Raw genomic sequence first — 14,537 nt, forward strand, 5'->3', positions numbered from 1 at the left:
CGGTTCAGGCGGTTACACGCTCGATCGCATCAATGAGTTTGGCAGGGTCGAAGGGCTTGACGATCCAGCCCGTCGCACCGGCCTGACGGGCACGGTTCTTCTTCTCGGCATCGCTTTCCGTCGTCAGGACGAGGATCGGAATGGCGCGGTACTTCTCGTTGGCGCGGACGCCCTCGATGAAGCCGAAGCCGTCGAGGCGCGGCATGTTGATGTCGGTGACGATGACATCCGGGTTGCAGCCCTCGAGCACTTCGAGACCTTCGACGCCGTCTTCGGCCTGGATGGTTTCGAAACCGGCGTTGTTGAGCGTCACCAGCAGCATGTTGCGGATCGTCCGTGAGTCATCCACGGTCAGCACTTTTTTCTTCATAGCGGGGTCCCTTAAGCGGCCAAATTGTCTTCGTTGATGCCAACAAGCTGCATCGTCTTGGCGAAGGCGTCCGACGCCTCCGTGATCTGGAATGACTTTTCGTCGGCAGCCCATGCCTTGGCGCCGGCCAGCAGCACCTGGGCGCACTGGACGCCGACGCGTTCGACCGCCGAAGCGTCGATGACGAGGTCGCTGCCGCGCATCGACATCAGCTTGCCGTGCAGGACCGATGCTTCATTGAGATCGAGAACGGGCGCGAGTGCCAGCTTTCCCGATGCGGCCTTCTTTGCTGCCATCAGTATGTTCCTTGCCGTTTGTAAACGCGTTGCGGTTCGGGCGCGACGAGAGCAGGCTCGAAGCCGTGCTGGCGCGCCGGATGGGAGATGGACGGAGCCGGCGCACCATAAGCGGTGGCTGCCATGCGGTCATCCTCGTAGCCTTCGAGGCTGTTGTTCTGGCGGGCGATGCGGAACTCGCGGACCGTGCGGCCGAGTTCCAGGATCACCGTATGCAGTTCATCGGCGCCATCGCTTGAATTGCGGGCGAAGCTGGCATTGGCATCGAGCGCCTGGCTGAGGCTGTCGATCTCGGCGGTGACGCGGTTAAGGCCATCGGACTGTTCGGCCGTGCTGCGGGCAACGCCGGAGATCGCGTCGTTGATCTCCGTCACCTGCTTGACGATGCCGCCGATCGCCGACTGGGTGCGATGGACCATCTGCACGCCTTCGCCGACCTGGCCCTTGGTATCGTTGACCAGCGTCTTGATCTCGCGGGCCGCATCGGCGGAGCGCTGGGCAAGACCACGCACTTCCTGGGCAACGACGGCAAAGCCGCGGCCGCTGTCACCGGCGCGGGCGGCCTCGATGCCGGCGTTCAGCGCAAGCAGGTTGGTCTGGAAGGCGATCTCGTCGATGACGCCGATGATCTGGCCGATTTTTTCCGCCGACTTCTCGATGTCGGACATGGCCGTGATCGCACGACCGACGATCTCTCCGCTTTCCTCGACCGAACGGCGGGTGGCGAGCGCTGCCTTTTCGGCCGTGGAACTGCCGGCGACGCTGTCGCGCACGAGGGCGGAAAGCTGCTGGAGGCCTTCGGTGGCCGACCGCGCGCGACCTGCCTGTTCCTCCGATGCCGAGGCAAACTGCGCGGCATTCTTCGCCAGCGCGTCGGTCAGCGAATAGGCCTGCATGCCGGCGGCATCGATGGTGCCGACGGACTGACGCATGCCGCCGACGGCACGGCCGAGGAGATCGGCAAGCTCGCGGTAGGCTTCCGGCATGTCGGCAGGCAGGGCCGCGGTGAGGTCACGCTCGGCGAGTGCGGAAATGACGGTTGCGAACGTGTCGACCGCCTGTGCCTGATCGGCGGCCTGCTGATCGGCAAGCGCGCGCTGGTGCTTCTGGCGCTGCTCGTTGAAGCGGAGCGATACGGCGATCTCGACATCGATCATGATCAACCGGATGAGGCCGGAGAGAAGCTCGCGCAGTTCCTGATCGCGCTTGCGCGAACCGGGCAGGATGGAGCGCGAGGACAGGTCGTTGACGACGCCGAGAACGAGATGCTCCAGCATCACCGCATGGCCGGCAATATGCCAGCGGGGATCAAGCCCCATGCGGCTTTCGGTATCGGAGAGAACCTTGACCCGGTCGGCATAGACCGCGTCGAAACGGGCGTCGGTCAGGATCGACCAATGCGAGGTCTGGAGATCGTGAAGGCGCTCGATCTGCTGCTCGCTGTCGAAATGACGCGCAGCTTCGGGCGAGGTCTGGAAACGGTGGAAGAGATCACGCAGGCCGGTCTTCAGATGGCCTTCCAGATGCGGACGACAACGGCGAAGTAGATCGCACAGGTCGCCGTCGAGGCCGGCGAATGCCAGTCTCTCGCCAAGGCTACCAGCCTGGCCGCGTCGCACCTGATCGCTTGGCGTATCCTGCACCAAAGTCGTCCTACATTGAAGCCTAGCCTGTCAGGCGCCGAGGAGGATCAAGCCGACGCATGCGCCCGAGACATTCGTCTCATGGCCATGTGCAGATGGTCACCGCAGTTCCTGACTTTTAATGAGCGTGATACCGGATTGATACCGGTACGGCTTTGGCGGCTTCATGCCTGGTGAGCAGACCGTGGTCGTCCCATTTCGCCGTGCTGTATCATATGTATGGTTAATTCCTTGCGCGAAGGTTAATACACAGTACAGATCGTATTTTTTGCTACGGAATACATGGACTTGCCGCATTGCAGCGGTGAATTTCGATTGCCGCTGCAAGGATAGGGTGCAGCGGCCGATCTAGTATCTCGCGGGCGCGGTCAGGTCGGCGAGCGCGCGCATGCCGTCGCGGTTGCCGACATCGGCCAGTGCCTGGAAGATACGGCGTGCATCGGCCTCGCGGCCGAGACCCAGATAGGCGTAGCCGCGCATGCTCATCAGGTCGTTCTGTTCGGGCACGATCTGTGAGCGCTGGTCGAGCGCGATCAGAGCCTCGTTGAAGCGGCCGACCTTGAAGGCATTGACGGCACGGTCTGCCAGGATGGCGCTCTGCAATTCCACGGCGCGGGTGTTGTTCTGCGGCGCGGTGGTTGCGGTGGCCGCAGCCTTGTCGGTCAGGCCGAGGCGCAGATAGGCAAGGCTCTTGCCGTAGGCGGCATCGGATCTCGCCGCCGGGGCGGAGGCCTGTGTCGCGACATCAAAGGCCTGCACTGCCTCGAGCGGCCGGTTCATGTCCATCAGGCACCAGCCTCTGGTCAGTGCCGTCTGCGGCGAGAGCTGGCGGGGATCGACGGTCGTCGAGCAGCCGCGGGTGGCGACAGCACGGCGAGCCGGTGCGGGGCGGACGGTCTGCGGCGCCGGGCGCTGGGCGGGCACGTCTGCGTATTCCTGCACGGTGCGGCTGGCCGGCTGGCGAACCGGCTCGACCGGCGCAGCCTGATAGTACTGTCTCGGTTGCTGAACCGGGGCCGGCTGCTGGAGCGGCGGCTGGGTCGCATATTGACGGTTTGCACCGCGTGGGTCGTTCTGCCCGAGCGTGGCGATCCGTTCCGACCGTCCGGCCCAGGCGCCCTGGATCGCGGCAACACCTGCCCTGTCGCGCAGGTCGTTGCGGCTGAGCACGAGGCCATAGGCGGAGGGTTCGTCATCCGGCTTCCATGACAAGGCTGCGGCAAACCACTGGGCTGCGGTACCGGGCTGGCCCATGAAGCGGGCGTACCAGCCGAATTGCTGGGCAGCCGCGGCATCCCTCGCCTCGATCACCACCGGCGCCATGCGCGCCAGGACCTGTTCCTGCAGCACCGGCGGCGGATCGATTGCCAGAAGATTGGCGACGGCGGCCATGTAGGCGGCCTTGGTGCCATCGGACGTGTCGCGCCAGCGATAGAGCACGTTTTCGGCTTCGAGCGGCGAGTTCTGCTGCGTCAGCGTCAGGGCGAGACCTTCGGCGGCCGATGCCTCTTCCTCTTGCGTGAAGGCGCGACGGAACCAGCGCTCGGCAGGACCGAGGTTTTCGCGGCGATAGTGATACCAGCCAAGAAGCAGGGCGTCGGATGCAAGCTCGCTGGTCTCGGCCAGACGTTCGAGACGTGTCAGGTATTTTTCCGGCACGACAAGCTTCGGATCGGCATTGCCTTCGCCGACCAGGCGACGGGCGAGATCGTCACGCAGGCTTTCGAATTCAGGTTTTCCATCCGCGCCGGTGCGCTCGGCGGAAAGGAGATTGTCCAGCATATCGGGCGGCAGAAGCTCGCTCGCCTTCTGCACCGTCGCCAGACGTTCCGACGGGTCGGAGCAGTTGCTGAGGATATAGGCATAGGCATCGCGGGCACGCGACTGGCGCTCGGTGCCGGCAAAGGCCTCGGCGAGGCGCCAGAGCACATCGACCTCGCTGCAGGTGAGCAGAGTCGGGTTTTCCGCCGAGATGCGGATCACTTCGTCATAGGTCTTGGCGTCGGAGGCCGCAGTCAGCTGCATGCGTGCTTCGGCAAGTTTCAGCCGCTCCAGAAGGTCCTCGGGCGGTTGCCAGCCGGTCTGGGCCGCCTGCCTGTCGGCGATCGCGCGGCGGACATCGGCGTAACGCGCCTGGGCGTAGAGCTGCCACATGGCTTCCAGCTGCGCATCGGCGGTGGAGCGAACGGCCAGCGGATCATCCGGCGGCGACCAGCTTGGGTAGAGCGCGCGGAGACGGGAAATCTCGGCCTGAAGCCTTGCGGTGTCGCCGCGGGCGGCAAAATAGCGGAGCGCGCTTTCATCGACCTGGGGAGCGGCCGCTGCCGCCGCCGGCTGCGTAGCGGGGACGGCAGGTTGGGCGGGCGGGCGGGCCTGCGCAACCGTCTGCTCCTGTGCTGGAATATCGACGGCGGGTGCCACCTGCGAGACGACGAGCGGAGCCCTTGGGGACTTCTGATCGCCGGCACCGAAGAGGGAGGCATCCTGGAGGCGGTTCGTGCGTGCGGCTTCAGAATTGGCAGAGCCAGTGGTGGTATCGCCGTCGCTCAGCGCGCCGGTCACCGCACCGAAATCGATATCGGCCCGACGGTCCATGCCGACCAAAGCCGTCACGGCAAGGCCGAACGCCGCCAACGAAATCAGCGAAAAGCGCATGTCCACTCCGGTCTCTGTTGCCCTATCTCTAAGCGCCGCGATCGCTGCGCGACACGGGCTGACACCTGCAATGGTTAAAGAATGCCCGGATATGGTTAACGAACAATTTAGATTTGGGGCTTAGTTAAGTAATCGTCAACGAATGAAAGCCGACTCGGCATCGGATTGCCGCCAGACCGGCGCAAGACGACACCTTCGGACAAGCGGCGATATGTAAAGAGTAGCTGCCCTCAACTGTGGAACTGCAATGACGGACAGGCTCACTCACGCAGCAGACCAAGGCTGGCACGCAGCACGCCAAGGCAGGCCGGTCAGCAAACCGGTGGTCGCCATGCTCCTCGGTCTCGCCTCCCTGACGCTTTCAGGCTGTGGCGGCAAGCCGATCCAGCCGGAGACGCTGGTCAAGAGCGCGCCGCCGGAACAGGCGATGATCATGCCGCCGCCGGCCGGCCCCGCCATCATCAGCGTCATCGAACGGCGCTTCAACAATGCGGTGGCACAGGACATTCATCTGGCTACGAATGCCTCGACGACCGGACAGAACATGTTCAAGATCGAAATGTTCGGCGCCGACCGTGCAACCCGCTACGGCGACAACTCGCTTGGGCTTTCAACCGTCAGCGAAGGCCGGATAGCGGCGGAAATGCGCGCTTCTCTGCCACGCGTGCGCATGGTGCGCTCGCAGTTCTTCGTGCAGAACAATTACGGTCCGTTCGGTTATGCCTTCGGCCGTGGCGCTGGCAGCGATCTCTGCCTCTATGCCTGGCAGCAGATCCGTTCGGACACCGGCACGGTATCGCCGCTCGCCAATCACGGCATGATCCAGGTTCGGCTGCGGTTCTGCGAAGCGAATGCGACGGAAGCCCGGCTTCTGTCCAACATGTATAATTTCACCATTACCGGCGCGATCGATGCCAAGGGCTGGAACCCTTACGGCACGCCGCGTGGTCCCGATCCGGCAATCGGCACCGGCACACCGATCTATCCGCGTGCGACATCTTCCGAGCCGATCGTGCAGGCGCTGCCGCCACGCCGCTCGGTGTCCTACGCGCCGCGCGCCCAGACCCGGCAGGTCCGTGCCGAAGCACCGCCCGCACAGATGCAGCAGCCGATCGGCGAGCCGGAATATTCGCCGCAGCGCCCGCGCGTGCCGGCGCCTTCCGGCCCTGGTTTCAATGCCGTCGAGACGCCGACCTCAGATCGCGGCGCCGCCTACGGAGCACCCAGCCAAAGTGGCGCGCCGGCCTATCAGGGCGCGCGCGTGACCGTGCCTTCACCATCCTGTACCATGGCAGCCGACGGCCCGGATGTCGTTTGCCGCTGATCATCTTCCGACCTGCGGGTCCCATCGAGGTTAGTCCGCCATGAGGACAATCTATTCTTCCGTCATCTGGGCCATCGCCACCATCATGGTGATCCTGCTCGTGACACTGCCGATCAATACGCGCACGCAGCTGATCGCCAGCATCCTGATCGTCACGGTCATGGCGGTGATCAAGCTTCTCGATGCGGGCGGAAAGTGGCGGCTGGTGGCGCTTGCCTTCGGTACCGGCATGGTGCTGCGCTATGTATACTGGCGCACGACAAGCACGCTGCCGCCGATCAACCAGCTGGAAAACTTCATTCCCGGCATGCTGGTCTATCTCGCCGAGATGTACAGCGTGCTGATGCTGTCGCTCAGCCTGTTCGTCGTCGCCATGCCGCTGCCGCCGTCGCGGCCCGGCAGCCGGTCGAGCAACGACGACAAGTTGCCGACTGTCGATGTGTTCGTGCCGAGCTATAACGAGGACGAGCAGCTTTTGGCCAACACGCTGGCCGCTGCACGCAACATGGATTACCCGGCGGACAAGCTGACCGTATGGCTGCTCGACGACGGCGGCACGGTGCAGAAGCGCCGCGCCAGCAATATCGCCGACGCCCGCGCCGCGGAAGCGCGCCACGAGACCTTGAAGAAGCTCTGCGAGGACCTCGGCGTCAACTATCTGACCCGCGAGCGCAACGAGCATGCCAAGGCCGGCAATCTCAACAACGGGCTGGCGCATTCGAAGGGCGACCTGATCGCCGTGTTCGACGCCGACCATGCACCGACGCGCGACTTCCTGCTCGAAACCGTCCATTATTTCGACACGGACCCGAAACTCTTCCTCGTCCAGACACCGCATTTCTTCCTCAACCCGGACCCCGTCGAGCGCAATCTGCAGACCTTCGAGAAGATGCCGAGCGAGAACGAGATGTTCTACGGCATCATCCAGCGAGGGCTGGACAAGTGGAATGCCTCGTTCTTCTGCGGTTCGGCCGCCGTCCTGAACCGCAAGGCGCTGGAAGTGTCGAACGGCTTTTCGGGCGTCAGCATTACCGAGGACTGCGAGACGGCACTCGACCTGCACGGTCTCGGCTGGAACAGCATCTATGTCGACCGGCCGCTGATCGCCGGCCTGCAGCCGGCGACATTCGCCAGCTTCATCGGTCAGCGCTCGCGCTGGGCACAGGGGATGATGCAGATCCTGCGCTTCCGCTTCCCGCCGCTCAAGCGCGGCCTGTCGGCGGCGCAGCGGCTTTGCTACATGTCGTCGACGCTGTTCTGGCTGTTTCCCTTCCCGCGGACGATCTTTCTCTTCGCGCCGCTGTTCTACATCTTCTTCGATCTGGAAATCTTCACCGCGTCCGGCGGCGAGTTCCTCGTCTATTCGCTCACCTACATGGCGGTGAACATGATGATGCAGAACTATCTCTACGGGTCGTTCCGCTGGCCGTGGATTTCCGAGCTTTACGAATATGTGCAGACGGTGCATCTGCTGCCGGCCGTCATCTCGGTCATGCTCAATCCGCGCAAGCCGACCTTCAAGGTGACCGCCAAGGACGAGTCCGTGTCCGTCAGCCGCCTTTCGGAGGTCAGCCGGCCGTTCTTCGTAATCTTCTTCATCCTCATCTTCGCGCTGGGGATGAGCATCTACAAGCTCTATACCGAGCCGTTCAAGGCCGATGTGACGCTCGTCGTCGGCGGCTGGAACCTCCTGAACATCATCATTGCCGGCTGCGCGCTCGGCGTCGTTTCGGAACGCGGTGAACGGCAGGCTTCGCGCCGCGTCAAGGTGAGCCGCCGCTGCGAATTCGGCGTCGACGGACAGTGGTTCACGGCGACGATCAACAACGTCTCTGTGCATGGCGCATCGCTGGAGGTCTATACCGAGGGCACGACCGGGATTGCCATGAACACGGTCGGGCATATCCGCTTCCAGCCGTTCAGCGACCTGCCGGTCAGCGACCTGCCCGTCGAGATCCGCAATTTCGATCGCACCGGCGACGTGACCTCCGTCGGCTGCCGCTACATGCCGCAGAAGGCGGTGGATCACCGGCTGATCGCCGACCTGATGTTTGCCAATTCGGCGCAGTGGACCCAGTTCCAGGTGTCGCGACGCAAGAACCCCGGCATCTTCCGCGGCACCCTGTGGTTCCTCTGGCTTTCCGCCTACCAGACCAGCCGCGGTCTCGGGTACCTGATGCGCGACCTCGGCAAGTCCCGCGGCGCAGAGAACAGTTAGGAGCGGTGCCATGAACAGACTTCTCATCGCTGCCCTGACCGCACTCGGCACCGCCGCCATCGCCACCGAAGCCATTGCCCAGCAGGCTTCGAGCCCGTTCGACATGGGATCGGAACGGCGCGACCGCGGCATACAGGATGCACCGCCGCAGCCGGCACCGGCCCTGCCCCCGGCGCAGTCACCAGCCCAGGCGCCGTCACAGCCCTCTGCCCAACCATCTGCGCCTGTCATCGTGACGCCGGCTCCGGTTGCTCCGAGCGGGCAGGCTACATCGCCTCCGACCGCTGCACCGGTCGCGCCGCCGGCGCAGCAGGCGGCAACGCCCGCGTCACCCTCGGCACCGGTGGCGAGTGCTGCCGATCTGTCGCGCCGTTACCTCCTGCCGTTTTCCGCCATGCGCCTCAACGGCGAGATCGACCAGCGTACGTGGTCGATCTACCTGACGGCCGAACAGGCCGGACACCCGGCGAAGCTGCATGTCGCCTATCAGAATGCGATCGTCGTTGCGCCCGAGACGTCGCGGCTGACGATCACGATCAACGATGCCGTCATCGCGGCGCAGTCGATCGCCTCGGCCGAGCAGGCCGCCGAACTCGTATTCGACGTGCCGGCCGGTCTGCTGAAGGCGGGCGGCAACTACGTGCGCTTCAACAGCACCCAGCGGCACCGCACCGACTGCACGATCGAATCGACCTATGAGCTGTGGACAGAGGTCGATCCGGCGCGCACCTATCTTGCTTTCGAAGGCGACCAGAATCGCCGGCTGGCGCGGCTGGACGACCTCAGAGCCGTCGGCGTCGATGCCAGGGGCAATACCCAATTCAGGATCATCGCACCGGCACTCGACCAGATGGGCTCGACCGAAACGCTGATGCGGCTGGCGCAGGGCCTGTCGCTGATGGGCGGCATGCCGAACCAGTCCTTCTCGTTCTCAAAACAGGCGGATGCGCCGATCCGCCCCGGTGAGGTGGCGATATTCGTCGGCACGGCGGCGGAGCTGCGCCAATCGGTGCCGGCGATCGCACGCGCCGTGAGCGACGTACCGGCCGCAAGCTTCGTCGACTATCCCGGCAGCAACGGCATTTCCGCGCTCGTCCTCTCCGGCCCGAGCTGGGCTTCGGTCGACAGTCTCGTCGACGGGATCGTCGGTTCCGTCGATGGTTCGGCGACGCAGCGGCGCGATATGCTGGCGACGGAAAGCTGGCGCGGCATGGACACGCCCTTCCTCTATTCCGGCGCGACGCTCGATTTTTCTGCACTCGGCGTGACGAGCCAGGAATTTTCCGGGCGCCTGTTCCGCACCAGCTTCTCCATCGGCGTGCCGGCGGATTTCTATGCCAATGCCTATGGCGAGGCGCGCATCCTGCTCGATGCCGCCTACACGGCGGACGTGCTGCCGGGCAGCCATATCGACGTCTTCGTCAACGGCAGCATCGCCTCGACCCTGCCGATCACCTCCGATGGCGGCGCGGTTCTGGACAAGCTGCCGATCAAGCTGACGATGCGGCATTTCCGGCCGGGCGTGAACACGATCACGATCGAAGCCGCGATGCGCACCGCTGCCGACGCCGTCTGCGCCCCCGGCGCGACCGCCGAGGAGAGGCCACGGTTCGCCATGTTCGGCACGTCGCAATTCCACATGCCGGATTTCGCCCGTATCGCGCAGGTGCCTAATATCGCGGCGACGACCGGTGTCGGCTTTCCGTATGCCACGGGTCAGGAACCGGTATCGCTGTTCCTTGGCAGGATCGACGAGCCGACGCTTTCGGCAACCGCCACCTTCCTCGGCAAGATCGCCAACGCGTCCTACAGGGTCATGCCCTTCAATGTGACGATATCCGCTGCGCGGATTGCCGAGCGCAACGCGATCTTCGTCGGCGGTGTTTCCGAAATTCCAGCCAATATCCTGACGCAGCTGAAGATCGACCAGGACAGCCGCAACAGCTGGAGCCCGGATACGGCAGTGCATAATGTCGTGACCCCTCCCGGCGTCAGCCTGCAGGACTGGCAGCAGCGAGCCGACAGCAACTTCATCGCAAGGCAGTTCAGCCAGCTCAGCGAGTGGGCCAAGGACAATTTCGACCTGTCCCTCTCGACCCTTCGCTTTGCCCCGTCCACCGGCGACCTCTACAGCCCGCCGCGTACCGCCAGCCTCGTCGTCGCGCAGGAAAGCGATCCGTCCGGGCTCGGCACATGGACGGCGATCATGGCGCCGGACAGCACGGCGCTCGATACCGGCATGCGGGACATCTCGGCGCAGGACAAGTGGGAAGAGCTTGCCGGCCGCATATCGATCTATAGCGGTCCGGAGGAGAACATGGCGGCGCTTCCCGTCAGCTGGTTCCGGTTCGTGCCGACGCAGGAGATCAGCTTTTCCAATGCGCGCCTGATCGCCGCCAACTGGCTGTCGGACAACATCATGTCCTATGCCTTGCTTCTGGCGGCGGGAAGCGTGCTTCTGGGGCTGGCGACCGGCGCGCTGCTGAGCCTGCTCGGGCGGCGCGGCTGACGTCTTGGATTGGCTCCGGCGGCATCGCTGCCGGGGCGTGTCCTGTCGGATTTACCATCTGATAACGCTGATCCCCATTCGTGCTTTCCATCATCGGGAAAACTCGATCCATTAGGTAGAGCTAATAATAGAAGAAGGGAGATAGGGATGGGTGCCTCCGCTTCAGCAGGTTTTGAGCCGATCGGTCCGGATGAACTGGAACGGCTGCAGACGATTTTCGAGACGGCGCGCTATATCGCCTGCATGTCGCGCCATGACCCCGCCTCGGAGCGGCTTGCCGCCATGGCGATCCGTTTCTATCAGATGGGTATCCGCGATGACGACGTATTGATCTCCACGATCGTCAACACCAACAAGTCGCTTCGGCACGCGATGTAGAAGCACGCCTGCACTCCCCCCCCGTGCAGTTGTCGGTGCATTTCTGCTGGACACCGGCTTTCCCCCATGAACTGATGATCCGGATTTTGGCAATTGCGGACGCAGAACCGGCTCCCCGCTTTGCTGGAATTGCTCCATGTCAATGTACGCGTCCGGCCTTCCAGGCTAGGTGGCATGACCGATCAACACGGTATGCCACGGGGTGCGCTCAGCAGATGACCTACGCAGCCTTCCTTTCCGCGGTCCTTGCCTTGCTGCTTGCGCCCGGCCCGACCAATACGCTGATGGGCATTGCCGGCGCGCGGCGGGGCATGGCGGCCGTCTACCGGCTGCTGCCGGCCGAGATTGCCGGTTATCTGACAACTATCCTGCCGCTGTCCGTGTTCGGCGCCGAACTGCTTGTCCATTCGCCATCCTCGGCCACAGCACTCAAGATGGTCGCCGCCATCTGGGTGATGTTCCTGGCGGCCAAGCTGTGGCGCATGCCGGCCGATGCCGGCATCAGCGACGGGGTGACCGCACGGCGTGTCTATCTGACCACGGTGCTCAATCCAAAAGCGCTGATCTTCGGGCTGGTGCTGCTGCCGGCACCCACCGACAGCCAGTTTACGGCCAGGCTCGGGCTGTTCTGTGCCATGGTCGCCGCCGTCGCCATTCTATGGGGCGGGTTCGGGCGGTTGACGCAGACCGGAGAGAATGGCGGCCGCCGCCTGCTCGTCGTGCAGAAGCTGGCCTCCGTCTGGCTTGCCTTCGTGTCGGTGACGCTGATCACCGGCGTGCTGGGCGCCTGACGCCCAGCGCCAACAAGAAAGCTCAGCTTCTCCCGAAAGGCTCTAAAAGCGATCCGGCGCGAACGGTGCAAGATCGATGGGGGTAGCGCTGTCGCCGAGAAGATCGGCAACGATACGCGCCGTACCGGCCGACTGGGTGAGGCCCAGATGACCATGACCGAAGGCATAGACGATATTGCGCGACGCCTTTGCGTGGCCGATCGCCGGCAGGCTGTCGGGCAGCGACGGACGGAACCCCATCCATTGTGTGCCGCCTTGCGTCTTCAATGCGGGCAGAAAGGTTTTTGCCTTTTCCAGCATGGCCTGCGAACGGGCATAGTTCGGCGGCAGGTCCAGCCCGCCGAGTTCCACCGCGCCGCCGACGCGGATGCCGGTCGACAACCGGGTGATGACGAAGCCGTGGCCGCCGAAGGTGATTTGCGTGCGCAGATCCAGTGCGTCGGGCGGCAGTGTGGTATTATAGCCGCGCTCCGTTTCCAGCGGAATGCTTTCGCCAAGCGTGCGGGCGATGCGGTGCGAGAATGCACCGGCGGAAAGGGCGACCCTGGTCGCACTCACGGTCCTGCCATCCGCCAGGTCGATATCGGCACCATCGGCGGTCGGCCGGAGTGAGCTGGCCTCGGCGATCTCGATCCTGCCTCCCCGGCTGCGAAAATGCTCGGCCAGGGCCAGGGTGTAGAGTTTCGGATCGGCAATCGAATGCCAGCCCGGCGTGAACGTGCCACGGATGAAGCGTGGGGCGATGCCAGGCTGGATTTCCGCCATTCCGGCGGCATCCATATGGCGGAACTCGATGCCGTGACCTTCCCGAACCTGCCAACCCGGCAGCGAGGCCTGAAACTCGGCGTCGCTTTCATAGACCTGAAGGTTGCCTTCCTTGCGCAGCATGGGAAGCGTGCCGGTTGCCGACAGGAAGGCTTCCAGTTCCGCCCTGGAGAGATCCATCAGCGCGGTCTGTGCGGCTGTCGAATGGGCGACGCGCGAGGGCGCGCAGGCGCGCCAGAAACGGAACATCCAGGGCGCGATGTTGAGCGCGTAGGCCGGCGGGATGGAGAGCGGCCCAAGCGGATCGAGCAGCCATTTCGGCGCTTTCCTGAGAATGCCGGGAGAGGCGAGCGGCAGGATATCGGTGAAGGCGAAGGCCCCGGCATTGCCGGCAGAAGCGCCGGCGGCCGGTCCCTCGCGGTCAAGCACCGTCACGCTGAAGCCGCGCATCTGCGCGGCAATGGCGATGGAGAGGCCGACAACGCCCGCCCCGATTACGACGACATCCGACTTTTCCATGTTCTGCCGCTTTCCGGCATGCCGATCCGCACGCCATGCCCCCGCCCCTGCAGCAAAGCCCTCCGATGGAGGGCTTTGCATTGTCGATGGATAATATCAGGCCTTGCAGGCCTGGACCGCGCCGGGAAGCTTGCTCCAGTCGGCATACCAGGTGTCGAACAGCGTCAGCTGGGCCTCGACATAACCGCGCTGGCTATCGCTCAGGACATCGGTCTCGATGAAGTTGAGCGCGAACTCCTTGTTCCCCTTCAGCACCATCATGTGCTTGAAATAAAGGACCAGATCCGGGCCTTCGTCGAAGGAGGAGAGGACGCCGAGCGCTTCTTCCAGTTCCTTGGCGCGGACGCGGGCATCCGCATCGCCCTTGGCGGCCGCCTGGGCGAGGTTGCAGAGATGCAGGACTTCCTTCGGCAGTACATTGCCGATGCCGGTGATGGCGCCGGTTGCGCCGCAATTGACATAGCCATGATAGACGGCGGTATCGACGCCGATCATCAGGGTCACGTCATCGTCACGGCTGGTGATGTTTTCCGCCGCATAGCGCATGTCCTGCGGGCCGCCGAATTCCTTGAAGCCGACGAGATTGGGGTGTTCGGCGCGCAGGGCGAAAAACAGGTCGGCGCGGGTGGCGAAGCCATAATAGGGGCTGTTGTAGATGACGGCCGGAAGATCGGGCGCGGCCGAGAGGATCGCCTTGAAATGCGCCTTCTGGGCGGCAATGACCGAACCGCGCGACAGAACGCGGGGGATGACCATCAGGCCCTGAGCGCCGACCTTCTGGGCGTGGGCAGCAAGCGCCACCGCGGAGGCGGAATTGATCGCGCCCGTGCCGACGATGACCGGGATGCCGGCCGCCACAAGGCGTTCGACGCCTTCCATGCGCTGCGCATCGGTCAGGAGCGGCCAGTCGCCCATCGAACCGCAATAGACGACGGCCGACATGCCGGCCTCGATCAGTTGCTTGCCCTTGGCGACGAGCGCGTCGAAATCCGGCGTGCGGTCGGTCTTGCAGGGGGTCATCAGCGCCGGCACGACGCCGGAAAAGATCTTCGATTTCATCTTGCCAATC

General features: G+C 64.1%; 11 protein-coding genes. 5 read left to right on the plus strand and 6 right to left on the minus strand.

The features are described from left to right. Window positions 1-4: 4 nt before the first annotated feature. The 4 genes from cheY1 to AC0JZ4_RS02560 form a co-directional block, all read right to left on the minus strand. Window positions 5-370 carry a chemotaxis response regulator CheY1 gene (cheY1, locus tag AC0JZ4_RS02545; protein WP_471884891.1) on the minus strand — a complete coding sequence of 122 codons (366 nt, stop codon included), beginning with the start codon at window positions 368-370 and terminating at the stop codon, window positions 5-7. An 11-nt stretch (window positions 371-381) separates the two neighbouring features. Then, on the minus strand, window positions 382-666 hold the full coding sequence (locus AC0JZ4_RS02550; protein WP_471884892.1) for an STAS domain-containing protein: 285 nt from the start codon (window positions 664-666) through the stop codon (window positions 382-384). Then, on the minus strand, window positions 666-2,309 hold the full coding sequence (locus AC0JZ4_RS02555; protein ID WP_471884893.1) for a globin-coupled sensor protein: 1,644 nt from the start codon (window positions 2,307-2,309) through the stop codon (window positions 666-668). Before AC0JZ4_RS02555 ends, AC0JZ4_RS02550 begins: the two co-directional genes overlap by 1 nt. Window positions 2,310-2,657: 348 nt before the next feature. Then, window positions 2,658-4,964 carry a cellulose synthase gene (locus AC0JZ4_RS02560; RefSeq protein WP_471884894.1) on the minus strand — a complete coding sequence of 769 codons (2,307 nt, stop codon included), beginning with the start codon at window positions 4,962-4,964 and terminating at the stop codon, window positions 2,658-2,660. 247 nt (window positions 4,965-5,211) lie between these two features. Here AC0JZ4_RS02560 and bcsN point away from each other — a divergent pair, with 247 nt between their 5' ends. From bcsN to AC0JZ4_RS02585, 5 genes are all read left to right on the plus strand, one after another. Continuing rightward, window positions 5,212-6,288: a cellulose biosynthesis protein BcsN gene (bcsN, locus tag AC0JZ4_RS02565; RefSeq protein ID WP_471884895.1), complete on the plus strand. Its 1,077-nt coding sequence runs from the start codon at window positions 5,212-5,214 to the stop codon at window positions 6,286-6,288. Window positions 6,289-6,328: 40 nt separating this feature from the next. Beyond that, entirely contained in the window at window positions 6,329-8,506 is a 2,178-nt protein-coding gene (gene bcsA, locus AC0JZ4_RS02570; protein WP_471884896.1) for a UDP-forming cellulose synthase catalytic subunit, read from the plus strand. Window positions 8,507-8,516: 10 nt separating this feature from the next. Then, window positions 8,517-11,015: a cellulose biosynthesis cyclic di-GMP-binding regulatory protein BcsB gene (locus tag AC0JZ4_RS02575; RefSeq protein WP_471884897.1), complete on the plus strand. Its 2,499-nt coding sequence runs from the start codon at window positions 8,517-8,519 to the stop codon at window positions 11,013-11,015. A 147-nt stretch (window positions 11,016-11,162) separates the two neighbouring features. Then, the gene (locus AC0JZ4_RS02580; RefSeq protein WP_471884898.1) at window positions 11,163-11,393 is read left to right on the plus strand and encodes a hypothetical protein; all 231 of its coding nucleotides are present in this window, start codon (window positions 11,163-11,165) and stop codon (window positions 11,391-11,393) included. 215 nt (window positions 11,394-11,608) lie between these two features. Beyond that, a complete protein-coding gene (locus AC0JZ4_RS02585) occupies window positions 11,609-12,184 on the plus strand; it encodes a hypothetical protein (protein ID WP_471884899.1) in 576 nt (191 codons plus the stop codon). Between the two features lie 42 nt (window positions 12,185-12,226). Here AC0JZ4_RS02585 and AC0JZ4_RS02590 read toward each other — a convergent pair whose 3' ends face one another. Both AC0JZ4_RS02590 and AC0JZ4_RS02595 read right to left on the minus strand, forming a co-directional pair. Then, window positions 12,227-13,468 (minus strand): NAD(P)/FAD-dependent oxidoreductase, encoded by a 1,242-nt coding sequence (locus AC0JZ4_RS02590; protein ID WP_471884900.1) that lies wholly within the window; start codon window positions 13,466-13,468, stop codon window positions 12,227-12,229. 96 nt (window positions 13,469-13,564) lie between these two features. Further along, the gene (locus AC0JZ4_RS02595; RefSeq protein ID WP_471884901.1) at window positions 13,565-14,527 is read right to left on the minus strand and encodes a dihydrodipicolinate synthase family protein; all 963 of its coding nucleotides are present in this window, start codon (window positions 14,525-14,527) and stop codon (window positions 13,565-13,567) included. Window positions 14,528-14,537: the final 10 nt, after the last annotated feature.

This window comes from [Rhizobium] kunmingense (assembly GCF_977018605.1).